We start from the raw sequence: 21713 nt of genomic DNA, 5'->3' as shown, positions 1-21713 counted from the left end.
TGCCTGGCTCGTTTCTTGTCAGTCCGCCAATCGGCAGATGGCCCTGAAGACAGCATGCCGGCTGTCCGCCAGGGAGTCGACGATGCTGAAGTGGTTGCGCCCCGGCAATTCGAGGCTTTCGGACTTCTGGCCTGCCTCCTTCCAGGCCTGCAGGAAATCGCGTTGCTGATGCTGGAATTCCTCGGTTTCCTCACGCCCCACAGCCAGAAAGAGCCGCGGCAGTCTGCGAGTTGCGGCGGCCGGGATATTGCGCAGCGGACTCGAACTCTGCACGGCCTCCTCGTCCAGTTGCAGAATCGGCTGCTGGTAGCTCTTCCGCAGCGGCTCCAGATCGTATATGCCCGAAATCGAGGCCGCCCCATAGAGAAGGTTCTGCGGCAGGCCATAGCCCTTCTGCCAATCGGTCAGGAGTGCCATGACGGCAAGATGTCCGCCGGCCGAATGACCGGTCACGACCATGCGTTCCTCATCGAACCCCAGATCTTCGGCGTTCCTGTGAAGCCAGGCGAGCGCGTCGCGCACCTGGCACACCATGTCGGGAATCCGCACCTGGGGCGCCATGTCGTAGTTGACCGACGCATAGGCAAAGCCGGCCTCGCGGAAAACCGGCGCCGGAAAGGTGAAATCGCCCTTGTCCAGGGATTGCCAGTAACCGCCGTGAATGAAGACAATCAGCGGTGCGTCTGGCTGCTGGGACGGAACGTAATCCAGCGTCTGCAGCGGACCCTCGCCATAGGCCAGGTTCGTGCGCACCGGCAGCTCGTCACGCAGCACGGCGCTTTCAGCCGCCCAGCGACTGAAATACTCGCTGTGTTCGGGTGTATGCTCGCGCTGGTTCAGTTGGCGGTCCAGTTCCGCCCTGTCCCAGCCGCGCCAGACAACATCATTCATGGCGAGATGGTTCCTTTCCTTTTGCGGATGCATTCTTGATGCAGGCACGCCGGCAAATCAATCCTGCCCTGTGCTTGAGATATCATTGCACGTGAACCAATTAATAGTCTTGTTCGTATGGACAAAACAGGACGAACCGTTAATCCAACAAGCCCCTGGCGTCGTATGACGCTTGAATTCTGGAGACACGGCCCTCTACCATTCGAGAGGGCAAGTGAGCAGCGGAAAGTTTGATTCCATGAAAGACGTCTCAGGCGATAGCTCTGCGCCCAGTCCGGAAACGCTTGATCCGGCCAGCCGGATTGCGGTGGAACGGGCTGTTGGCGAGTTGCGCCGGGCCTGTTTCGTATTTCTCGGCGAGGACGAGGAGGGACAGGGTCCGGGGCACCTGATCCTCTCCACGGAGAATGCCGACCACGAGGCGTTCGCGGCGTTGCGCCAGCATGCCCCGGGACTGGCGCCCAGCCTGCTGATCACCCCGCGGCGTGCGGAAGCGCTTGGCCTGGGCAACGGGGCCGGCAGCCCTCTGGCGCTGGAAACAAGCGGCCTGACCCTGGATGAACTCGTCCAGTTGGCGAATCCGACCACCACGGCGAAGACCCCGGCGATCCAGATCCCCAAGAATCTTGCGGAACGACTGCAGCAGGTGCCGCCCACGACCGCAGCAGCCGCCCTCGATCTCACCCGGCTCGCGCGACTCCTGCCGTCCGTGCTTCTGCTGCCGGTGGACCGGCAGCCCGAGGGGGCACTGGCCGTATCTGCCGCCCATATCCAGCACTACCGCAGCCGCGCGGCGCTTCTGCTGAAGCAGGTGGCCGCCGCGGAGGTGCCGCTGCTGGGGGCCGAGAGCACCCGGATCGTGGCCTTCCGCCCGGCCGATGGCGGCCGCGAACACCTGGCCATCATTGTCGGCAGCCCGCGGGCGGATACCCCGGTTCTGACCCGACTGCATTCCGAATGCTTTACCGGCGACCTGCTGCGATCGTTGCGCTGCGACTGCGGCGATCAGCTGCGCGGCGCCATCGAGGCCATGACGGCGGAAGGCGCGGGGATCCTGCTCTACCTTGCCCAGGAAGGACGCGGCATCGGCCTGGTCAACAAGCTGCGCGCCTATCGCCTGCAGGATCAGGGCGCCGACACGCTGGAGGCCAACGAGGCGCTGGGCTTCGACGCCGACGAGCGCATCTACGAGCCAGCGGCCGAAATGCTGCGGCACCTGGGGTATACGCGCATCCGCCTGCTGACCAACAACCCCGAGAAAGTGACCGACCTGGCCCGCCACGGCATCTCGGTCGAGGATCGCGTGGCCCACAGCTTTCCCTCGAACGGCCACAACGAGGCCTACCTGGATACCAAGGCCCGGCGCTTCGGCCACATGTTCGAGGTCTAGACGGGCGGAAATCACATTTACGCCTTATTTGAGGCCTTTCGAAAACACATTCGCCGCCCACTTTCAGACTTACACGGAGACTTCCCCTCTCTGTCAGAGGTTTTCCAGTCGGCCTCCTCAAATGCCCCCAAGCGTAGACTGGAACCGCGGCCACCGGACCGACCCCCGGTGGCCGCTTTTTTTTGGTTCATCGCGGAACAGCGTGGAGTGTTAGGTGACGACGGCTGGTTTTGTATAGTTTTTCGGTTCACCAACACGGAAAAATAGCTAACCGAGGAGTCGTCATAGGACATGCTAGCAACTGTGTTTATGCATAGGGGTTATAGCACCACGGTTTTCCGGATTCGGGGATTGCGTTGCGATGTGATCAGCTATCGCGCGATGCTGACGATAATCAGCTTGTGCGGCTATGGAGTGAGAAACGGGGATGCAAACCTCATGTCCACCGTCCCGTGATCTCACGCCAACATCATCTGTCCCGATCGGGACAGATGATGCTAAACGGAATGGTGGCGTTAGAGTACGCCGGCTTCCTCGAAGTACCGCTTGGCGCCAGGATGCATCTCCATGCCATACATCTTTGCACCGAGTTCCGGTGTCATGCCTCTGAAGCTGCTGTTGGCTTCCTCGAGTGAATCCAGGTTCTCCCAGAAGTTCTTGGTGAACTGGTAGATCATCTCCTCGTCCGCATCCTTGTCGGTGAAGATGACCTGCGCCACGCCGAAGGTTTGCACGGCCTCGTCCTGACCCTTGTAGGTGTTGGCCGGAATTTCGAAGGGCACCAGCAGCCCGTGATAGTTCTCGTTCATCCTGTCGAGGACTTTCTCTGGAACGTCAAGATAGCGAACCGGTGTGGTGGACGACAGCCTCTGGGCGTTGCCGAGGCCGAGCTGATAGATATGGCTTCCTCCCGCAAAGACATCGTTCTGGACTTCATCGAACACCTGACCTGTCGAGACATTGCCTTCTTCGAAGTCATCGAGGGAGATATCCGCTGCCTCCAGCAGCTCCAGGTTCAGTCCATGCGTGAAACTGGCCGGCACGTTGATGTTGAACGCGTGGCCCTTGATGTCTTGGAGAGACTTAATCCCACTATCCTCGCGCACGAAAATGTTGTGGGGCACCACGCCGAACGTGAAAACGTAGCGTAGATCCTTGAAGTCGTCCTTCATTTCGACTTCACCGAACTCGCCACGCTGGTTGTAGGCGAACTCGAGATTGATCAGTGAATTGAGTGCCAGCTCCACCTTGTCGGAGAGCACAAGGCCCAGGTTGTCCTTGTAGCCACCGGTGGTTTGCACAGAGAACTTATAGTCATCCTGTGCCTGGCTGATCGTATCGGCCATCAACGACCCATTCACGTAGGGTCCTGAGCCGGAACTGCTGGTTCCAATCGATACCTGCTCTTGAGCCATCGCACTGCTCGTCAGCGCCAGCAGTGCGGCGGTTGCTGTCAATAGTGTTTTCCCGATCATGTTTCCGTTTCCTCCTTCGGTCTTGGTTTGCGCGCAGGGGTCCTGCCCTTGCGCATCAGGCGGAAGGCCAAAATGGCCCCCACCACGAGCAGCCCGCCTACGTCGGTCAGACTGCCTGGGTTGATCAACGAGATCGCGGCGGCCGCCAGGACTGCCCGTTCCGGCCAGGTGACCCAGTCACCGCACCAGCCCTGAACACCAGCCGCCATTGCGAAGACCCCAACGCCGGCAGATATCGTTGCGAGCGCAATGACACTCCAGCTGCCTTGCAAGAGGAGCGCATCGGAATAGAGGAACATGAACGCAACGATGAAGCCGGGCAGCGAATGCATGAAGGCGGTGACCGAGGTCCTCCACCAGTTGGCCTTGGCAATCCCAGCTGCCACAACCGCCACCAAGGCAACCGGCGGCGTCGAACCGGACTTGATGGCGAAGTAGAACAGGAACAGATGCGCTCCCAGTTTCGGAGCGCCCGAAGCGATCAGGGCCGGGGCGGCGAACATGGCAAGCAGCAAATAGGCAATCGGGGTCGGCATGCCCATGCCGAGCAGTGTCGCTGCCACAACGGAGAGCAACGCCGTGACGATGAGCGAACCATCACTGACGGACAGGATAATCTCGGTCAGGCGTGGCCCCAGTCCAGTTGCAACGATGGCGGCCTGAAGGAGGCCGATCGAAATGATGAGCGCTGTGATCCCGGCGGCCTGCTTAACGCCGCCATCCAGATGGCCCAGAAGCTCCCTCACCGAAATTCGTGTTATGGCGCGGGAGAAGCCTGCCACAAGCGCGACCGCGATCGCGATCAGGCTGGCGTAGGCCGGCGTGAAGGATTCGACGATCAAGAGGTAGAACAGCAGGATCGGCGCCACCAAGAGATGCCAGCCATCACGCATCGCCTCGCGCGCGGAGGGAATTTCGTTCTCGGGTAGGCCGTGAAGCCCCTCGCGCAGAGCCTCGATATGAATGACCCAAAAGAGCGAGAGGTAGTAGAGCGCCGCGGGCAGAATGGCCGCAATCGCGATCGTGGCATACGGAATACCCGTGAGTTGCGCCATGATGAAGGCCGCTGCGCCCATGATGGGAGGTACAAGCTGAGCGCCTTCGGAGGTGTTCGTTTCCACCGCAGCTGCTACGTGCCTCCGGAACCCGGTGCGGATCATCAGGGGAATCGTGAAGGAACCGGTGGAGACAACGTTGCCGATCGAGCTGCCGACCATCGTACCGAGGCCCGCGCTGCCGGCCATTGCGCCCTTGGCGGCCCCGCCGGTTTGCCGGCCCAGACCCGCGTTCGCCATGTTGATGATGAAATCACCGGTTTTTGTCGCCTGTAGCGTGGCGCCAAACATCATGAACATGAAGAGGTAGCCGGCCGCCACCTGCAGGCCGGTCCCGAACAACCCTTCGGTCGTATAGGAGACGAGGTAGGTAAATCGTGTAATCTCCATCCCGCCGTGCGCGAAAACGCCCGGCAGATGGTTGCCATAAAGCATATAAAGCACACCGACGACGCCCAGGAGCGCAAGCACGGAGGATTGCCGCCGTGCGGCTTCGAGGGCGACCGCGACCATGGTCAGACCAACCCAGACATCGGCCGTTGTCAGATAGCTGGAGCCCCAAAGGTTCAGGAGCCGCTCGAACTCCACAATCAGATAGAGCATGCTGCCCAGGGCCGCGAGTGCTGCCAGAACATCGAGGCTCCATTGGGCCAGCCGAATTCCGCGGGCCTCGTGCCGCTCGCGTCCCAGGAATGCTATAAAAAGTGTTGCGGCGGCATAGATTGCAAGGTGAACGACGGTCGTGCGGTACGGGCCATAGAGCGTCGCATAGGCCATATAGGCGAAAAGCGCGAGCCCGACCCAGCGCAGAACCGATTGCAGGAAAACGGGCGGCGCGACGCGGGTCATTGGCTCAGGCCGGCGTTCCCAGCGCCGGGCATCAGGATCACGGTCGATTTCACGGAGTCGTTCAATTCAACGTCCTGTCCAGGAATTCTTGAAGCGGTTCGGTGAAGTGATTCGGTTGTTCGATAAGGCCCATGTGCTGAAGGCCCGGCACGATGATCGTCTCGGCGCCGGGGATTTCCGAGGCGATTGCGCGCGACATAGCCGGGGTGCTGCCGCTATCGTTCTCACCGGTCATTACCAGGGTAGGCTTGGAAATCGGCGGCTCGGGACGGATCAGTTCTTTCACCCCGGTTGCCAGGATTTCCCGGCATCGGCCGTAGCTCTCGCGGTCATTGGCGAGAACCCAGACACGCACCTTTTCCACTACCTCGGGGTAGGCCACCCGGAAATCGGATGTGAACCAGCGTTCCAAGGCCCCGTCTATTGTCGCACCAGGCCCGTCCTCAAGGGCCCGCCTGGCTTGCTCCTCAACAATATGCTGCGACTGCGGATCCCGCTCGTGGGGAGAGTTGAGGATGGCCAACGCTTTTGCGCGATCCGGATGGTCTATCGCGAAACGGCGATTGATCATGCCGCCGAGCGAGAAACCGACCAGGGCTGCACTGCTTTCGCTAAGATGATCCAATAGGCCGCGCAGTTGCTCAGAGAAAGTGGTCAGCGATAGCGTTTCAGGCAGCTGTGGCCCCTCACCGTGACCGATAAGATCGTATTGGAGAACTCGGTAGGAGGGTGAAAGCGCCGCCTCATGGCTTTGCCACAGGTATCGGTTCAGCCCAAGTCCGTGTATCAGCACGACGAGCGGAGCTCCCTTGGGGCCACTTACCTCGTAAGTCGTCCCGTCCGGTGCACGTTCCGTCATGAATCACCCATTCGGCTCGAGGCCCATTTCCTTCATGTCCTCGTATCGGTTGCCGATCCGGGGGAAGGCGCGACCGCCAGTCGCAGCGCCGAGGGCAACGATCATCTCATCCGGGCCTGGCGCATCGGCCACGGTGAACTCGATGGTCAGGTAGTGGGATCGAAATCCGGCGTCGGTTTTGTGAGCCATGGGGATGCTGACATGGTGTCCCGCACCACCACGGGCGTTGGTGAAGTTGAGGAAAGCGGTGCCGCCAACGGCTTCGCGAAAGATGTTTCCAAAGCGCAGCGTATGAATAATCCCGGAGCCGTGCTCGATCTCACCGTTGATCCCGACGAGCGCCGCCTTGCCATAAGCCTCGACGTCCTCTGCACGTCCGATAGTGCCAAGGAGTCGCTCAACCAACTCATTACCGAGCTTCGGTGCGATCTCCAGGATGGTTGGGCGCAGATCATCGACATAGCCCTGACCGGCCCAAGGGTTCTGAATGATCGCTGCAGCGGCGACCATGAGAATCGGCTGGTCGACCTGGCGCCCCATCTCCTTGTGCAGTTCCTCGGAGTAGGCAGTGTACTTTCGGACCTCTAAGGACATCCCGTAGCTTCCATTTCGTTAAGTTGTTAGGCAGAAATTTCGGCGGGTTCTGTTGGTTCGGCGGGGCGGATGCGCTGTAGTACCGCCGTTTTTGCCGCCGCGACGTGGGCAAGACTGATCCGCTCCGCTTCCGCGGGATCTCGCCGCGCTATGGCTTCGGCTATAGCGCGGATCTCTTGCATGCTGGCTTCGCGTCGCCCGGGGTGGGACATTGAGTGCGCCCTGAGATAGAAGACACGGTCGAGAGCGCTTTCGAGTGCGTGTTTCAATTCGCGATTGCCGCAGCCCTCGAAGACAAGGTCGTAGAACCTGGTCGTGGCAGTGCGAATGGCCTTCAGGCTCCCGTCCTCAAAAGAAGCGCCCAAAGCGTCGACGCTACTGAGCAGGTCTTCGATCAGTTTGGCGCTGGCGCGCTCTGCACATAGGCGCGCCGCAACTCCTTCAAGCGAGGCACGCAGCTCATAGATGTCATGCACCTCGGCAACAGAAACCTGGACGACAGTGAAGCCCTTGTTCGGCGTTCGTTCAATCAGCCCGCGTGCTTCCAGGTGAACCAGTGCCTCGCGGAGAAGAGGGCGGCTTACGCCTGTGAGTTCACATAGCTCTCGCTCTATCAGCTTGTCACCAGGCCGGAACAGCCCATCCAGGATGGAGGTCCGAATCCTGTCCTGTACCTTGGTTCGCAAAGTTTCATGCGATCGGACGATGTGGAGTTCACTACGGTCGATCATGGGAAAATCTTCCTAGTTGCCTATTTTGTCATATTGTCAGACAATAAATTGGGCGTCAACATATGCCCACATAAGCGCCTGGAATGAGCCGTGCTAGCCTCGAGCGAAATTCCTATAATTTGCACATGGCTAAAGGATAATGAGCTATGGCAGCTACAAGAGAGATAGTTCACGTGATTTAGGGTGTGACTTGCGAGGCTTTCGTGTTGCGCTCCGGGCTGGGGCTTTGCTTTGGCAGAGCCGCGCGTCTCTGCTATAGCGCTTGTCCATGAACGCAGCCGAGCATGCCCCGCCTTCTCAGGAAACGTCCCGTCAGACGCACAGGCTCGAGGTGACCGCCCTGGATTGCCTGCGTGGCGGCTGGCCGGTGTTCGGTGGACTGGAGTTCAAGGTCGAAGGCGGTGAACTGCTGCTGCTGACCGGCCCCAACGGCAGCGGCAAGTCCAGCCTGCTGCGCATCCTGGCCGGCTTCCTGCCACCGGCCGCAGGCCAGATTCTGTGGGATGGCGTCCCCCTGCACGGTGGTGAGGAAGAACCTCCAACCCTCGGCTATGTGGGCCACCGCAACGCACTCAAGGGCAGTCTCACCCTGCGCGAGGACCTGGCCTTCTGGGCCCGGTTTCACGGGCGTCCGGCGCACCTGGCCGAAGAGGCCCTGGCGGCCTTCGGCCTGGCCTCACTGGCCGAACGCTCGGGGCGAATCCTCTCCTCCGGGCAGGCCCGCCGCCTGGCGCTGGCGCGCCTGAAGCTCATCGATACCCCGCTGTGGCTGCTCGACGAGCCCCTGGTCGGCCTCGACCAGAGCGCCATCACGGCGCTGAGAAACGAGATCGAGCACTACAGGGGCGAAGGCGGGATCGTCCTGCTGGCCACCCATCAGGACATCTGGCCGCTGGATGAGCGCCGCCTCGATCTCAGGGACCATGCTGTTTCTCCAGACGCGCTGGAGGCCGGCACATGAGCTCGCTGCTTGCTCTTCTGGGGCGCGACCTGCGCCTGGCCCTGCGCCAGAGCGGAGATGTCCTGCTGGCCGTCCTCTTCTTCATCCTGGGCGCCGCCCTCTTCCCCTTCGCGGTGGGGCCGGAACCGAACCTGCTGCTGCGACTCGGGCCCGGCCTGATCTGGGTCATGGCCCTGCTGTCCGTGCTGCTCTCCCTGGACCGGCTGTTCGCACCGGACCATGAAGACGGCACGCTGGACCTCCTGCTGCTGGCCCCCGTGCCATTGGAAGGCATTGTGCTCGCCCGCATCGTGGCGCATTGGATGGTCAGCGGCGGGCCGCTGCTCTTGGCCACCCCCCTGCTGGCGGTCTTCTTCGGCGTTCCGTCCCATGCCCTTCCGGTGCTGCTGGGCTCACTGCTGCTCGGGACCCTGGCGCTCAGCGCGCTGGGCGCCCTGGGCGCGGCCCTGACCCTGGGGGCAAGGCGAGCCGGCGTGCTGGTGCCGCTGCTGGTCCTGCCACTCTACATCCCCGTGCTGATCTTCGGCGCCGGGGCGGTGGATGCCGTCCTGACCGGACTTGCCGCGCGTCCTCATCTGCTGCTGCTGGCCGCAGTCCTGGTACTGGCCCTGCCGCTGGCCGCCTTTGCGGGCGCTGCGGCCCTGCGCCAGGCGGCGGAATAGACAGCCTGCCGCGCAGGTCGCCGCCGCAAGGCGCGCAAGGAGCGGTCGATTGCCGCACGGAGGCGGGATGAGTCTGGACCTTTGGGCCCTGAAAAGCCATGTTAAGCGCCGATATGCGACCCTTTGTGCAGGCATGGGCCTGGGCAGGGCTGTGCGGCATCGGGAAACCGAAAACAAAGTGACGCGCGCGACTTCCACATCCAGGCTGACAGCGCCCGGCGGCTCCTGGCATCGTTTTGCCAATCCCGGCCGTTTCCTGCGCTTGTCCGCCCTTGTCTACCCCTGGTGCCTGGGGCTAGCCGTGGTGTGCCTGGCCGCGGGACTCGTCTGGGCCCTGGGCATTTCCCCGGCCGACTACCAGCAGGGGGACTCTGTCCGCATCATGTATGTCCACGTGCCGGCGGCCTGGATGGCATTGTTCGCCTATACCTTGCTGGCCGCCGCCGGCGCCTCGCTATTGATCTGGCGCCATCCGCTGGGCGGCATCGCGGCCACGGCCATCGCCCCGGTGGGAGCAGCCTTCACCTTCCTGGCACTCGCCACCGGCGCGCTCTGGGGCAAGCCCATGTGGGGCACCTGGTGGGTCTGGGATGCGCGCCTGACCTCGGTGCTGATCCTGCTGTTCCTCTATCTCGGGCACATAGCGCTGACCCACGCGTTCGAGAACGCCGAACGCGGGCGCAAGGCTGCCGCCGTGCTGGCCCTGGCTGGCGTGGTCAACCTGCCGATCATCAAGTTCTCGGTGGACTGGTGGAACACACTGCACCAGCCGGCCAGCGTCACCCGACTGGGCACGCCAGCTATTCACGAGGCCATGCTCTGGCCGCTGCTGGTGATGGCCGTGGGCTTTCTCTTCTTTTTCCTCGCGGTGGTTCTTCTGCGTATGCGGGCCGGCCTGGTGGCCCAGCGCGCCGAAGCGCTCGACCGCCGCCTGATGCTGGGACGCTGAGATACATGGATGCTCTGCTCTCCTTCCTCTCCATGGGCGGCTATGGGGCCTACGTCTGGCCCAGCTACGGACTCGCCCTGATCGTCATGGCCGGACTCTATGTCCTGTCCCGGCACGAGCTGCAGCGGCACGAACGACAGCTTCAGGCCCTGCGCGACCGGGAAAGGGACGAAAACACGAGGGAGTCGGCGTGATGACCCGAAAGCGTCGTCGACTCTATATTGCCTTCGCCGGACTCCTCTGTGTCGCAACCGCAGCCGCACTGATCCTCACGGCCTTCGAGGACAACCTTGTCTTCTTCTATTCGCCCAGCGACGTCCAGGCGAAGGGCCTGCCCGAAGGGCGCACCGCACGCATCGGCGGCCTGGTAGAGGAAGGCAGCGTGGAGCATCTGGACGACGACAGAGTGGAATTCGTCGTAACCGACGGAGCCCACAGCCTGCCGGTGGTCTACCAGGGCGCCCTGCCCGACCTCTTCCGGGAGGGCCAGGGCGTTGTGGCCGAGGGACAGGCGGGCGACAACGGAGTTTTCCAGGCCCGCGAAATCCTGGCCCGCCACGACGAGAACTACATGCCCGCCGAGGTCGCCGACGCCCTGAAGGAGTCCGGCGAATGGCGACCCGAAACGGGTGAAGATCCTGCGGAGGCAAAAAGCCGGTGATACCTGAATTCGGCCATTTCGCTCTGATCCTGGCCCTGGTGCTCGCCGCCATTCAGGGAATCGTTCCCTTCATCGGCGCCAGACGCGGCGACGCGCGTTGGATGGAGGTGGCCCGCCCGGCGGCGCTGGGACAACTGGGCGCTATCGCGCTGGCCTTCGCTGCGCTCACCCATGCCTACGTCGTCAGCGACTTCACGCTCGCCAACGTGGTTGAAAACTCCCATTCGGCCAAGCCGATGCTCTACAAGGTCACCGGCGTCTGGGGCAATCACGAAGGCTCCATGCTGCTCTGGGTCCTGATGCTGGCGCTCTGCGGGGCCGGTGTCGCCGTCTTCGGCCGCAACCTGCCCGCAACCCTGAAGGCGCGTGTCCTGTCGGTACAGGCGTGGATCGCGCTGGGCTTCCTGTCCTTCTCCCTGTTCACCTCGAATCCCTTCGAGCGCGTTCCCAATCCGCCGCTGGACGGCAACGACCTCAATCCACTGCTCCAGGACCCTGGATTGGCCTTCCATCCGCCCCTGCTCTACCTGGGCTATGTCGGCTTTTCCGTTGCCTTCTCCTTTGCCGTGGCCGCTCTGCTGGAAGGCCGCGTGGATGCGGCCTGGGCGCGCTGGGTGCGGCCCTGGACGCTGGCCGCCTGGTGCAGCCTGACCGGCGGCATCGCACTGGGCAGCTGGTGGGCCTACTACGAGCTGGGCTGGGGCGGCTGGTGGTTCTGGGATCCGGTGGAGAACGTCTCCTTCATGCCCTGGCTGGCGGGCACGGCCCTGCTGCATTCGGCCATCGTCGTCGAGAAGCGCGACACGCTGAAGGCCTGGACCATCCTGCTGGCCATCCTGACCTTCAGCCTCAGCCTGATGGGGACCTTCATCGTCCGCTCGGGCCTGCTGACCTCGGTCCACGCCTTTGCCGTCGACCCCGAGCGCGGCAGCTACATCCTGGCTCTCATGGGCATCGCCACCGGCGGCTCGCTGGCGCTCTTTGCCTGGCGCGCGCCGACGCTCAAGGCCGGCGGTCTCTTTGCCCCGGTCAGCCGCGAGGGTGCGCTGCTGCTCAACAACCTGCTGCTGGCGACAGCCACTGCCACGGTGCTGATCGGCACGCTCTATCCGCTGTTCCTCGAGGCCCTGACCGGGGGGCGCGTGTCCATCGGCCCGCCCTTCTACAACTACACCTTCGTGCCACTGATGCTGCCGCTGGTGGCCGCCATGGGTGTGGGACCCTTCCTGGCCTGGAAGCGGGCCGACCTGCCCGGCGTCCTGGGTCGTCTGCGCTTCGTGGCATTGCTGGCAGTCCTCGCCGGTCTGGCCGTCTGGTACCTGCAGAACGGGGGACCGGTCCTGGCCATCCTGGCCATGGCCTTCGCCGTCTGGCTTCTGGCCGCCACAGTGGTCGAATGGGCCGAACGTGTCCGCCTGTTCCGCATTCCCCTGGCCGACAGCTGGGCCCGGGCACGCAAGCTGCCGCGGTCAGCCTACGGCATGTCCTTCGCCCATGCCGGCCTGGCCGTCTGCATGATCGGCATGATCGGCTCCAGCGCCTGGAAGGAAGAGGTCGTGGAAGCTGTCAGCCCCGGCGACCAGGTCGAGATCGCCGGGTTCACGCTGACTCTCCAGAATGTGGAAGCACGTCAGGGCCCCAACTATCGCAGCACCACGGGTGTCTTCGAGGTCACCCGCGATGGCCAGTCCCTGGGCGTGCTGGAGCCCGAGCGCCGCCACTACCCCGTTACCGACCGCAGCACGACGGAAGCTGCCATCCGCACCAACGGGCTGGGGGATCTCTACGCCACCATCAATGAACCGCCCGAGGAAGGCCAGGACTGGACGGCGCGAATCTACTATGAGCCCCTGGTGCCCTGGATCTGGGCGGGCGCTGCCATGATGATGTTCGGGGGCGCGCTCTCCCTGGCCGACCGGCGCCTGCGGGTGGGCGCCCCCAGGCGCACGTCACGCCAGGGCAAGGCCGTCCCGGCGGCCGCGGAATAGGAGTCACGGGAATGCTGCGTCGTCTGCTCTTTGTCCTGCCGCTGCTGATCTTCGCCGCCGCCACGGCCTTCTTCGTCTGGGGCCTCGATCCCGATCGCGACCCAGGGGAGATTCCGTCTGTCCTGATCGACGAGCCGGTCCCCGATTTCGACCTGCCCCCCATCGACGGCAGCGAGCCCGGCAGCAGCGCGGCCACAGGTTTGTCCAGCGCGGATCTCAGCGGCCAGGGCATCACGCTGGTGAACGTCTTTGCCTCCTGGTGCATGCCCTGCCGGGCCGAGCATCCGATCCTGACCGAGCTGCGCCGGAACCAGGACATCCGCCTGGTGGGCATCAACTACAAGGACGAACCGGACGAGGCTTTGGCGTGGCTGGACGAGCTGGGCAATCCCTACGACGCCATCGGCGCCGACATGGAAGGCGACGCGGGCCTGGAGTGGGGCATCTCAGGCGTCCCCGAGACCTTCTTCGTGGATAACGAGGGTGTCATCCGCTACCGGCATGTCGGCCCCATCCATGAGACCGAGATCGATGACCTGATCCTGCCGATCCTGGAGGAGCTGCGATGAGGGCGATCCTGCTGCTTGTCGTGTTCTGCCTGGTGCTGCCGGCCACGGCTCTGGCCGTGCTGCCCGATGAGAAGCTCGATGACCCCGAACTCGAAGCCCGGGCCCAGGAGCTCTCCGAGGAGATTCGCTGCGTGGTCTGTCAGCATGAATCCATCGAAACCTCCAACGCCGGCATTGCACGGGATATTCGTATCCTGATCCGCGAACGCCTGGCTGCGGGACAGAACGAGCAGCAGATTCGTGACTACCTGGTCTCGCGCTACGGCGACTACATCCTGTTCCGGCCGCCGATGAAGCCGGCCACCTGGCTGCTCTGGTTCGGACCGGCTCTGGTCTTCGCGATCGGGCTGGCCGCCCTGGCAACCTACCTGAGGAAGCGCCGCCCACAGGACAGTCTCAGCCAGCTCAGTGACGAGGAGCGCCGGCGCTTGCGGCAGCTCACGGAAGAGGAGCCACGTTCGTGAGCTGGCTGTTCTGGATACTGGCGGCGACCCTGACCGCCCTTGCAGGCCTCTTCCTGGTCCGCCCCCTGGTGAGATCGAGCACCCAGGAGAGCCCGACGGGAGGAGGCGAGGACGTCGAGGTCTACCGCGCCCAGCTGCGCGAGGTCGAACGCGACCTGGAGCGTGGCGTTCTGGCCCCCGCGGAGGCCAAGGCTGCACGGCTCGAGATCGAGCGGCGTCTGCTGGCCGCCGATTCCCGGGCCGGAAGCCGCACGGAGGCCGGTGCGCTCTCCTCCCACCTGTCACGCCTGACGGCTCTGGCGCTGTTGGTGATCCTGCCTTTGGGCAGCGTTTCCCTGTACCTGTGGCTCGGGCAGCCGGGCCTGCCCGGACAGCCCCTGGCCCAGCGCGGGGAGGAAGTCCAGCAGCAGCGCGACATCGCGGAGATGGTGGAGGGATTGCGCGCACGCCTGGAGGAAAACCCCGAAGATTTGCGCGGCTGGGAAATGCTGGGCCGCAGCTATGGCGTTCTCGGCCGCTGGGACGAGGCGGCCAAGGCCTACAGGGAAGCCCTGTCCCGCAGCGAGGGTCCACGGCCGGGGCTGCAATCGGCGCTGGGCGAAGCCCTGGTCACGATCAACCAAGGCCGTGTCTCCCCCGAGGCCGAACGAGCCTTTGACGCCGCCCTCGAGGCGAATCCCCAGGATGCCCGGGCGCGCTTCTACAAGGCCCTGGCTCTGGAACAGGGGGGTGACCCGCGCGCCGCGCTGGATCGCTGGATCGCCCTGGCGGAGGACACGCCGGAAAGCGCCGGATGGCGGCCGATGCTCATGCAGCAGATCTCCGCCACAGCACAGGAGCTGGGGCTCGATCCCGACGAGCTGGCGCGAAACGGCAACGACGCGCCCGCCCCCTCTGGACAGTCCGATGTCCGGGACATGGACCCGGAGGAACAGAAAGCCTATATCCGCTCGATGGTCGATGGCCTGGCCGCACGCTTGCAGGACAATCCTCGGGACCCCGAAGGGTGGCTGCGCCTGGCCCAGGCACGCCTGGTGCTTGAGGAACGGAAGGCCGCGACGGAGGCCCTGGAACGCGCCCGCGAGCAGATCGACAGCCTGCCCTCGGATGCGCCGCAGCGTCCGGAACTGGAGCGTGCCCTGGAGTCGCTGGCGCAGCGCCTCTAGCCCGATTGCGCGATTTCAGCTTGGCATTCCACGGATGTGACGACTAGACTCGGCAAGCCTGACAAGAAGGTGCGCGGTCAGGAGGCTGCCACCTGACAGGACAACGACTGCGGCAGACAAGCCGCGGCAGGCTCACAGGGAAACACAAATATGGAGCAAGCCGATTCTGCGCTGCTTGTTGAAGATATCCGCAAGTCCTTTGGCAACCTGGAAGTCCTGAAGGGTGTTTCGCTGAGCGCGCAGAAAGGTGATGTCATCACGCTGATCGGCGCCAGTGGCTCGGGAAAGAGCACTCTGCTGCGGTGCATAAACCTGCTGGAAGTCCCCGATTCCGGTCGCATCTTTCTCGGCAACGAGGAAATGAAACTGACGCGCAACCGGGCCGGGATGAGCATTCCCGCCGATCGGCGACAAGTGGATCGCATCCGCAGCCGCCTGGGTATGGTGTTCCAGTCCTTCAACCTCTGGACCCACATGACGATTCTGCAGAATGTCATGGAGGCTCCGGTCCATGTGCTGAAGAAGCCCCGCAAGGAGGCCGAAGCCCAGGCAATGGCGCTGCTGGAGAAGGTCGGCATCGCCGAGAAGGCCTCCATCTATCCCGCGCATTTGTCCGGCGGTCAGCAGCAGCGCGCCGCCATCGCACGGGCCCTGGCCATGGATCCCGCGGTCATGCTGTTCGACGAACCGACCTCGGCGCTGGATCCCGAACTGGTGGGCGAAGTCCTGCGGGTGATTCGCCAGCTGGCCGAGGAGGGACGCACCATGATCCTGGTGACCCACGAAATGGGGTTTGCACGGGAAGTCTCCAGCGAGGTGGTCTTTCTCCATGAAGGCCGCGTCGAGGAACGCGGAACCCCGGCGCACATTTTCGAGGCGCCGCACTCGGAACGCTGCCAGAAGTTCCTGGCAGCTCACCTGAGGTCCTGAAACAGACAAGACCGAAGACGGGACCCGGTCGCAACTCAACACTGAAGAGGGAGCTTGATACCATGAGAGGATTGCTTGGAACCGTTGCCCTGGCGGCAACACTGGCGTTTGGATTGGGTGCCCAGGCCCAGGACCAGGAGAAGGTCCTGATCGGCACCGAAGGCGCCTATCCCCCGTTCAACTACATCGATTCCGATGGCGAGTTGGCCGGTTTCGACGTCGAGATCGCCAAGGCACTCTGCGACGCTGCCAACTTCGACTGTGAATTCGTCGTCCAGGACTGGGACGGGATCATTCCCGGCCTCCTGGCCAAGAAGTACGACGCCATCATCGCCTCCATGTCCATCACGGAGGAACGCAAGGAGGTCGTCGACTTCACTGACAAGTACTACCAGACCCCGGCCAAGTTCGTGAAACCGAAGGACATGGACCTGGAAATCCCCGATGACATCGACGAAGCCGCCGAGGTACTCGATGGCATGACCGTGGGTGTTCAACGGGCGACGATCCACGAGAACTTCCTGAAGGACAACTTCCCGGGCGTGGATCTCAGCCTCTATGCCAGCCAGGAAGAGGCCAATCTCGACCTGACCAACGGCCGCGTCGATCTGGTGATGGCCGATTCCGTCGTCCTTCTGGAGGGCTTCCTGAACAAGGAGGAAGGCGAGGACTACGAGTTTGTCGGTCCGGACTACAGTGAAGAGGAATGGCACGGCGAAGGCGTCGGCATCGCGGTGCGTCCCGGCGAGGACGAGCTGCGCAAGGCTTTCAACGAAGCCATCGCCGAGATCCGGGAGAACAGCACCTACAAGGAAATCAACGACAAGTACTTCGACTTCGACGCCTATGGCTCTCGCTAACTCGTGAGTCCACCCCGCTCCGGCAGGCGCCTCCTGTCGGGGCGGGAGTTCGCTTTCCGAGAGTGACCTTATGCTGAACCTGCAGGGCTACGGCTGGATGCTGCTAGAGGGATTGCAGATGACCGTCCTGGTCGGTCTCTGCTCGCTGGCGCTCGCCATCTGCCTGGGCATTGTCGGGGCCGGCGCCAAGCTTTCCGGCAATCCTGTCCTGCGCGGTGGGGCGAATGTCTACACCACCGTCATCCGCGGCATCCCTGAACTTCTGCTGATCCTGCTGATCTTCTACGGAACGCCGACCCTGATTCAGAACATTGCCGGGGACATGGGCTATGACATCAGGATCGACTTCAATCCCTTCCTGGCCGGCGTGATCACGCTCGGCTTCATCTATGGCGCCTTTGCGACAGAGGTCTTTCGCGGAGCCTTCCAGTCCATTCCCAGGGGTCAGATCGAGGCCGCCCAGGCCTGCGGCATGCACCGTCTTCTGGTCCTGCGCCGCATCATCCTGCCACAGGTCTGGCGCTTTGCCCTGCCGGGCCTCGGCAACGTCTGGATGGTGCTGATCAAGGCAACCGCCCTCATCTCCATCATCCAGCTCGAGGAGTTGATGCGCACCGCCTCGATCGCCATGGGCGCGACGCGGCTGCCCTTCACCTTCTTCTTCATCGCCTCCCTGCTCTACCTGGGCATCACGCTGGTTTCCGTCTTCATCCAGCAGCGCCTGGAGAACTGGGCCAACCGCGGAATCCGGAGGGCCTGAGGCGATGAACCTCCAGCTCGTGATCGACTCCCTGCCGCAGCTCCTGGACGGACTGGGAATAACCCTGCAGATCACCGTGCTCTCGGTATTTCTTGGGCTGATCCTGGCGATCCCCTCCGCACTTCTGCGGCTGTCGCCAAACCCGCTCCTGCGCTGGCCGGCCTATGCCTATATCTTCTATTTCCGGGGGACGCCGCTGCTGGTCCAGCTGTTCCTGATCTACTATGGCGGCGGGCAGTTCCGGGCCGAACTTGAGGCCATAGGGCTGTGGACCTATTTCCGGGAAGCCTACTTCTGCGCCGTGCTGACCCTGACGCTGAACACCGGCGCCTATACGGCGGAGATCCTGCGCGGTTCCATACAGGCCGTGCCCCACGGCGAGGTGGAGGCCGCCCGTGCCTGCGGCATGAGCGGCTGGCTGCTCCATCGCCGCATCATCCTGCCCAAGGCCTTCCGCCTGGCCTTGCCGGCCTATTCCAACGAAGTGATCTTCCTGTTCCAGGCGACCTCGCTGGTCTCGATCATCACGATCCTCGACCTGACCGGTGTCGCACGCTCGATCGTGGCGCGCACCTTCGCGGTTTACGAGATCTACATCACCGCGGGCTTGATCTACCTGGCCTGCAGCTATGGCATCCTGTTCATCTTCAAGCACATCGAGCGTCGCCTGATGGCCCACCTGCGTCCCGAGGAACGCAGGCAGGCCGAAAAGGCGGCCGATCCGGGCCAGGAAAACCTGCCCGTCTGAGGCTCACTGTCCTCAGGAGGCGAGGCGTTGGCGCCTCTGGCCGTTGCCGCTGGCGTCTGTGCGCCGCTTGCGCTGGGCCTGTCCGTTGCGCCCATTGGGTTTTCCGGAGTTCTCGGCACGCCCGCCGTTGGCAGAGCCGGCACCACGGGAATTGGATCTGCTCTTCTGCGACTTGCCTCCACCGGGCCGTGCGTTGTTTCCGCCGCCGTTGATGACCGGGCGCGCACTGCCGTCCAGTGTCTGGATGGCACTGCCCGTCAGGCGTTCGATGTCCCGCAGATAGGCGTGTTCATCGGGACTGCAGAAGGAAATGGCCAGGCCGGAGGCGCCGGCACGGGCCGTACGGCCGATGCGGTGAACATAGCTCTCGGGAACGTTGGGCAGGTCGTAGTTGATCACATGGGTGATCCCGCTGACATCGATGCCGCGCGCGGCGATATCGGTGGCGACCAGGACACGGGCCTTGCCCTTGCGGAAGGCGCCGAGCGCCCGTTCACGCTGGCTCTGGCTCTTGTTGCCGTGCAGCGCATCGGCCTGCAGACCGGCAGTTTCCAGATCCCGGGACACACGATCGGCGCCGCGCTTGGTGCGCGTGAAGACCAGCGCCCGGGCATCGGGTGCCTCGGACAGGATCTCGCGCAGCAGGTTTGCCTTGCCGCCGCCCTGCACGAACGCGATCTTCTGGTCGATCCGCTCGACCGGCGTGGCCGCTGCGCTAACCTCGACCCGGACAGGGTCCCTCAGGAAGCGTGCAGCCAGGCTGGCAATGGATTTGGGCATGGTTGCCGAGAACAGCAGGGTCTGCCGCTGGCTTGGAACGAGCTTCGCGATGCGGTCCAGGGCATGAATGAAGCCCAGGTCCAGCATCTGGTCGGCCTCGTCGAGCACCAGGACTTCAACGTCCTGCAGCTGCACGGCGCGCTGATCCACGAGGTCCAGCAACCGGCCCGGCGTGGCCACAAGCACATCGACGCCCTTGTTGAGGGCAATGGCCTGCTTGCGGACGGGCACACCACCCACGACACAGGCGATGTGCTGGCGGCTGAACTTGGCATAGCTGCACAGGTTGTCCGCGATCTGTCCCGCCAGTTCACGAGTCGGGCTGAGAATCAGTGCACGGCAGCTTTTGGGCACTGGGCGACGATCCTGGCTCTTCAGGCGCTGCAGTAGCGGCAGGCCGAAGGCGGCCGTCTTGCCGGTCCCGGTCTGGGCAATGCCAAGGAGATCCTTCTCCTGCAGCACCAGGGGAATGGCACGGCTCTGAATCGGAGTGGGGGTTTCGAAGTTCTGGGCGCTCAGCGCCTTGAGAAGCTCGGCATTGAGGCCGAGATCATTGAATGATGTCAATTCCTGTATTTCCGGTTTGCCCGGATTTGCCGCACAATGCGGTTCGTGTGCTTTCCGACAGGAAAGACACATCCGGGGCTGTCTGAAAGCCCCGCGTGAAAAGGCCGTCTTTGATCTGATTGAAGGCTTCCGTTGTGGACAGGGACAGATGAATTCGATCCCGCACGCAGTCGGCTGATAATGGAAGCCTGTGCTTATGTGAATTGTGCAGCGCACAAAGTCAAGGCTTCATTGTCTCGTTCCCGGAGAAACTTTGAAACCCCCTGTCGCAACACGCATATGTGAGTCAGGCTGCCCTGCGTTGCCTGAAAACCGATAATAGGGAGAAGATGATGACGCTCAAAACCCTGCTCGTTCACGTTGAGGACACGCCCTCGGGAAAAGCCCGTCTCGAGGCTGCCATCGCGCTGGCAACCGAGAAGGACGCTCATCTGGCTGGCTTGGGAATCCGGCCGCCCGAACCGATCCCGGCCTACGGTGCGGCCGTGATGCCCCAGCAACTCGTGCGCGACATTTCCAAGGAATATGACGAACACATGAGCTCTCTTCGAAAGCTCTTCGAGGAAAAGCTGCGGCAGGCCGGGCGCGAGGCGTCCAGTGAATGGCAGGCCGTCACCGGGGAACCGGAGAATTCCGTCAGTCTGCACGGACGCTATTCAGACCTCATCCTGCTGGGCCCGATCGGTCTGAAGCAGGTTCCCGACGCATTCCGGGACCTGGCGGAAAGCGTCATCCTGGAAAGCGGGCGGCCGGTGCTGGTCGTCCCGGAAGCCGGCATCGACAAGTCCATCGGAAAGAACATCCTGGTGGCCTGGGACGGCAGCCGCGAAGCGGCGCGCGCTGTGTCCGATTCCCTGCCCTTTCTGCGCGAATCGAACAAGGTGACGCTGCTCTCGGTCAATGTGGAGAAGACGCACGAACTGCCGGGCGCCAGCATCGCCGCGCATCTCGATCGTCACGGAATCAACGTGGAGGTCGACAGTCGGACATCGCGCAGTGCGACCGGTGACACCATCATCGAGCAGGCCCAGAAACGCGATTGCGACATGATCGTCACCGGTGCTTACGGCCATGCGCGCTGGCGCCAGATCGTCCTCGGCGGCGTGACCAACACACTGCTCCGGCGCAGCCCCCTGCCGGTCTTCATGTCTCACTGAACTCAGGGGTCCGCCTGGAACGAGCAAGACCCCGGATGCACGTCAAGGAACGGCAGCCACCGACGCTGCCGTTCCTTTGTCATTGGCCACCCGATCGGCGCCGTCGTTTCAGCGCGGCGCCATCACCATGGTCATCTGGCGGCCTTCCATTTTCGGGGACTGTTCGATCTTGCCCAGGTCGTCGGTCTCGTCCCGCACCCGGTTCAACAGGTTCAACCCCAGTTCCTGGTGAACCATTTCGCGCCCGCGGAAGCGCATGGTCACCTTGACCTTGTCGCCTTCACTCAGGAAACGCTGGATCGCCCGCATCTTCACCTCATAGTCATGCTGGTCGATATTGGGGCGCATCTTGATTTCCTTGACCTCGATGGTCTTCTGCTTCTTGCGCGCCTCGTTGGCACGCTTCTGCGCCTCGTACTTGTACTTGCCGTAGTCAAGTATCTTGCAGACGGGCGGATCCGAATTGGGAACGATCTCCACGAGATCGAGTCCCGCATTGTCGGCGCGTTCCATCGCTTCGTGAATCTCCACGACGCCGACATTTTCCCCTTCTTCATCGATCAGCCGAACCTTGGGGTTGCGGATCTGATCATTTACGCGCGGTCCATCCTTGCTAGGTGCCGCGTCCATTGGTGGCCTTGCTATGG

At 63.1% G+C, this 21713-nt stretch carries 23 protein-coding genes; 15 read left to right on the top strand and 8 right to left on the bottom strand.

Annotated features, from left to right (window positions below; translation table 11 throughout):
• Positions 1 to 18: 18 nt before the first annotated feature.
• Positions 19 to 891, bottom strand: coding sequence for an alpha/beta hydrolase (locus ACFOW6_RS09985; RefSeq protein ID WP_382422215.1), 873 nt, complete (start codon positions 889 to 891; stop codon positions 19 to 21).
• 238 nt (positions 892 to 1129) lie between these two features.
• On the opposite strand from ACFOW6_RS09985, the gene ribA reads away from it, so the two are divergent.
• Positions 1130 to 2281: a GTP cyclohydrolase II gene (gene ribA / locus ACFOW6_RS09980; RefSeq protein ID WP_382422214.1), complete on the top strand. Its 1152-nt coding sequence runs from the start codon at positions 1130 to 1132 to the stop codon at positions 2279 to 2281.
• 515 nt (positions 2282 to 2796) lie between these two features.
• Here the strand turns inward: ribA and ACFOW6_RS09975 are convergent.
• The 5 genes from ACFOW6_RS09975 to ACFOW6_RS09955 form a co-directional block, all read right to left on the bottom strand.
• Positions 2797 to 3756, bottom strand: coding sequence for a TAXI family TRAP transporter solute-binding subunit (locus ACFOW6_RS09975; RefSeq protein ID WP_382422213.1), 960 nt, complete (start codon positions 3754 to 3756; stop codon positions 2797 to 2799).
• On the bottom strand, positions 3753 to 5660 hold the full coding sequence (locus tag ACFOW6_RS09970; RefSeq protein ID WP_382422212.1) for a TRAP transporter permease: 1908 nt from the start codon (positions 5658 to 5660) through the stop codon (positions 3753 to 3755). Before ACFOW6_RS09970 ends, ACFOW6_RS09975 begins: the two co-directional genes overlap by 4 nt.
• Positions 5661 to 5721: 61 nt before the next feature.
• Positions 5722 to 6519, bottom strand: coding sequence for an alpha/beta fold hydrolase (locus tag ACFOW6_RS09965; RefSeq protein ID WP_382422211.1), 798 nt, complete (start codon positions 6517 to 6519; stop codon positions 5722 to 5724).
• A 3-nt stretch (positions 6520 to 6522) separates the two neighbouring features.
• Positions 6523 to 7113: an amino acid synthesis family protein gene (locus ACFOW6_RS09960; RefSeq protein ID WP_382422210.1), complete on the bottom strand. Its 591-nt coding sequence runs from the start codon at positions 7111 to 7113 to the stop codon at positions 6523 to 6525.
• 26 nt (positions 7114 to 7139) lie between these two features.
• Entirely contained in the window at positions 7140 to 7844 is a 705-nt protein-coding gene (locus ACFOW6_RS09955; RefSeq protein ID WP_382422209.1) for a GntR family transcriptional regulator, read from the bottom strand.
• Between the two features lie 268 nt (positions 7845 to 8112).
• On the opposite strand from ACFOW6_RS09955, the gene ccmA reads away from it, so the two are divergent.
• The 13 genes from ccmA to ACFOW6_RS09890 all read left to right on the top strand — a co-directional run bounded on the left by ccmA (position 8113) and on the right by ACFOW6_RS09890 (position 18562).
• Positions 8113 to 8805 (top strand): heme ABC exporter ATP-binding protein CcmA, encoded by a 693-nt coding sequence (ccmA, locus tag ACFOW6_RS09950; protein ID WP_382422208.1) that lies wholly within the window; start codon positions 8113 to 8115, stop codon positions 8803 to 8805.
• Positions 8802 to 9467: a heme exporter protein CcmB gene (gene ccmB / locus ACFOW6_RS09945; RefSeq protein WP_382422207.1), complete on the top strand. Its 666-nt coding sequence runs from the start codon at positions 8802 to 8804 to the stop codon at positions 9465 to 9467. The genes ccmA and ccmB overlap by 4 nt, the downstream gene beginning before the upstream one ends.
• 178 nt (positions 9468 to 9645) lie before the next feature.
• Complete coding sequence (locus ACFOW6_RS09940) at positions 9646 to 10416, top strand: heme ABC transporter permease (RefSeq protein WP_382422206.1); 771 nt, start codon at positions 9646 to 9648, stop codon at positions 10414 to 10416.
• 5 nt (positions 10417 to 10421) lie between these two features.
• Positions 10422 to 10610, top strand: a complete 189-nt coding sequence (gene ccmD / locus ACFOW6_RS09935) for a heme exporter protein CcmD (RefSeq protein WP_382422205.1) — start codon at positions 10422 to 10424, stop codon at positions 10608 to 10610.
• Positions 10610 to 11077, top strand: a complete 468-nt coding sequence (gene ccmE, locus ACFOW6_RS09930) for a cytochrome c maturation protein CcmE (RefSeq protein WP_382422204.1) — start codon at positions 10610 to 10612, stop codon at positions 11075 to 11077. Before ccmD ends, ccmE begins: the two co-directional genes overlap by 1 nt.
• Positions 11074 to 13065, top strand: a complete 1992-nt coding sequence (locus ACFOW6_RS09925; protein ID WP_382422203.1) for a heme lyase CcmF/NrfE family subunit — start codon at positions 11074 to 11076, stop codon at positions 13063 to 13065. Before ccmE ends, ACFOW6_RS09925 begins: the two co-directional genes overlap by 4 nt.
• A gap of 11 nt (positions 13066 to 13076) precedes the next feature.
• Positions 13077 to 13634, top strand: coding sequence for a DsbE family thiol:disulfide interchange protein (locus tag ACFOW6_RS09920; RefSeq protein ID WP_382422202.1), 558 nt, complete (start codon positions 13077 to 13079; stop codon positions 13632 to 13634).
• The gene (locus ACFOW6_RS09915) at positions 13631 to 14098 is read left to right on the top strand and encodes a cytochrome c-type biogenesis protein (protein ID WP_382422201.1); all 468 of its coding nucleotides are present in this window, start codon (positions 13631 to 13633) and stop codon (positions 14096 to 14098) included. Before ACFOW6_RS09920 ends, ACFOW6_RS09915 begins: the two co-directional genes overlap by 4 nt.
• A complete protein-coding gene (gene ccmI / locus ACFOW6_RS09910) occupies positions 14095 to 15264 on the top strand; it encodes a c-type cytochrome biogenesis protein CcmI (RefSeq protein WP_382422200.1) in 1170 nt (389 codons plus the stop codon). Before ACFOW6_RS09915 ends, ccmI begins: the two co-directional genes overlap by 4 nt.
• 150 nt (positions 15265 to 15414) lie before the next feature.
• Entirely contained in the window at positions 15415 to 16194 is a 780-nt protein-coding gene (locus tag ACFOW6_RS09905; RefSeq protein ID WP_382422199.1) for an ABC transporter ATP-binding protein, read from the top strand.
• Between the two features lie 62 nt (positions 16195 to 16256).
• Complete coding sequence (locus ACFOW6_RS09900) at positions 16257 to 17054, top strand: ABC transporter substrate-binding protein (RefSeq protein ID WP_382422198.1); 798 nt, start codon at positions 16257 to 16259, stop codon at positions 17052 to 17054.
• 70 nt (positions 17055 to 17124) lie between these two features.
• Positions 17125 to 17814 carry an ABC transporter permease gene (locus tag ACFOW6_RS09895; protein WP_382422197.1) on the top strand — a complete coding sequence of 230 codons (690 nt, stop codon included), beginning with the start codon at positions 17125 to 17127 and terminating at the stop codon, positions 17812 to 17814.
• Positions 17815 to 17818: 4 nt separating this feature from the next.
• Positions 17819 to 18562, top strand: coding sequence for an ABC transporter permease (locus ACFOW6_RS09890; protein WP_382422196.1), 744 nt, complete (start codon positions 17819 to 17821; stop codon positions 18560 to 18562).
• A gap of 12 nt (positions 18563 to 18574) precedes the next feature.
• Here the strand turns inward: ACFOW6_RS09890 and ACFOW6_RS09885 are convergent, their stop codons facing one another.
• Positions 18575 to 19909: a DEAD/DEAH box helicase gene (locus ACFOW6_RS09885; RefSeq protein WP_382422195.1), complete on the bottom strand. Its 1335-nt coding sequence runs from the start codon at positions 19907 to 19909 to the stop codon at positions 18575 to 18577.
• 329 nt (positions 19910 to 20238) lie between these two features.
• On the opposite strand from ACFOW6_RS09885, the gene ACFOW6_RS09880 reads away from it, so the two are divergent.
• Entirely contained in the window at positions 20239 to 21066 is an 828-nt protein-coding gene (locus ACFOW6_RS09880; protein WP_382422194.1) for a universal stress protein, read from the top strand.
• Between the two features lie 108 nt (positions 21067 to 21174).
• On the opposite strand, the gene infC is transcribed toward ACFOW6_RS09880, so the two are convergent.
• Positions 21175 to 21696, bottom strand: coding sequence for a translation initiation factor IF-3 (gene infC, locus ACFOW6_RS09875; protein WP_382422193.1), 522 nt, complete (start codon positions 21694 to 21696; stop codon positions 21175 to 21177).
• Positions 21697 to 21713: the final 17 nt, after the last annotated feature.

The organism is Fodinicurvata halophila (assembly GCF_042651425.1).
Classification (GTDB): domain Bacteria; phylum Pseudomonadota; class Alphaproteobacteria; order Kiloniellales; family DSM-21159; genus Fodinicurvata; species Fodinicurvata halophila.
Note: the sequence above shows the minus strand (reverse complement) of the source record. Positions and strands in the feature narration are given on the sequence as shown.

Coding starts and splice junctions, on each gene's coding strand:
- ACFOW6_RS09985 (WP_382422215.1), bottom strand. CDS start 891: ATGAATGATGTTGTCTGGCGCGGCTGGGACAGGGCGGAACTGGACCGC.
- ribA (WP_382422214.1), top strand. CDS start 1,130: ATGAAAGACGTCTCAGGCGATAGCTCTGCGCCCAGTCCGGAAACGCTT.
- ACFOW6_RS09975 (WP_382422213.1), bottom strand. CDS start 3,756: ATGATCGGGAAAACACTATTGACAGCAACCGCCGCACTGCTGGCGCTG.
- ACFOW6_RS09970 (WP_382422212.1), bottom strand. CDS start 5,660: ATGACCCGCGTCGCGCCGCCCGTTTTCCTGCAATCGGTTCTGCGCTGG.
- ACFOW6_RS09965 (WP_382422211.1), bottom strand. CDS start 6,519: ATGACGGAACGTGCACCGGACGGGACGACTTACGAGGTAAGTGGCCCC.
- ACFOW6_RS09960 (WP_382422210.1), bottom strand. CDS start 7,113: ATGTCCTTAGAGGTCCGAAAGTACACTGCCTACTCCGAGGAACTGCAC.
- ACFOW6_RS09955 (WP_382422209.1), bottom strand. CDS start 7,844: ATGATCGACCGTAGTGAACTCCACATCGTCCGATCGCATGAAACTTTG.
- ccmA (WP_382422208.1), top strand. CDS start 8,113: ATGAACGCAGCCGAGCATGCCCCGCCTTCTCAGGAAACGTCCCGTCAG.
- ccmB (WP_382422207.1), top strand. CDS start 8,802: ATGAGCTCGCTGCTTGCTCTTCTGGGGCGCGACCTGCGCCTGGCCCTG.
- ccmD (WP_382422205.1), top strand. CDS start 10,422: ATGGATGCTCTGCTCTCCTTCCTCTCCATGGGCGGCTATGGGGCCTAC.
- ccmE (WP_382422204.1), top strand. CDS start 10,610: ATGACCCGAAAGCGTCGTCGACTCTATATTGCCTTCGCCGGACTCCTC.
- ACFOW6_RS09920 (WP_382422202.1), top strand. CDS start 13,077: ATGCTGCGTCGTCTGCTCTTTGTCCTGCCGCTGCTGATCTTCGCCGCC.
- ACFOW6_RS09915 (WP_382422201.1), top strand. CDS start 13,631: ATGAGGGCGATCCTGCTGCTTGTCGTGTTCTGCCTGGTGCTGCCGGCC.
- ACFOW6_RS09905 (WP_382422199.1), top strand. CDS start 15,415: ATGGAGCAAGCCGATTCTGCGCTGCTTGTTGAAGATATCCGCAAGTCC.
- ACFOW6_RS09900 (WP_382422198.1), top strand. CDS start 16,257: ATGAGAGGATTGCTTGGAACCGTTGCCCTGGCGGCAACACTGGCGTTT.
- ACFOW6_RS09895 (WP_382422197.1), top strand. CDS start 17,125: ATGCTGAACCTGCAGGGCTACGGCTGGATGCTGCTAGAGGGATTGCAG.
- ACFOW6_RS09890 (WP_382422196.1), top strand. CDS start 17,819: ATGAACCTCCAGCTCGTGATCGACTCCCTGCCGCAGCTCCTGGACGGA.
- ACFOW6_RS09880 (WP_382422194.1), top strand. CDS start 20,239: ATGATGACGCTCAAAACCCTGCTCGTTCACGTTGAGGACACGCCCTCG.
- infC (WP_382422193.1), bottom strand. CDS start 21,696: ATGGACGCGGCACCTAGCAAGGATGGACCGCGCGTAAATGATCAGATC.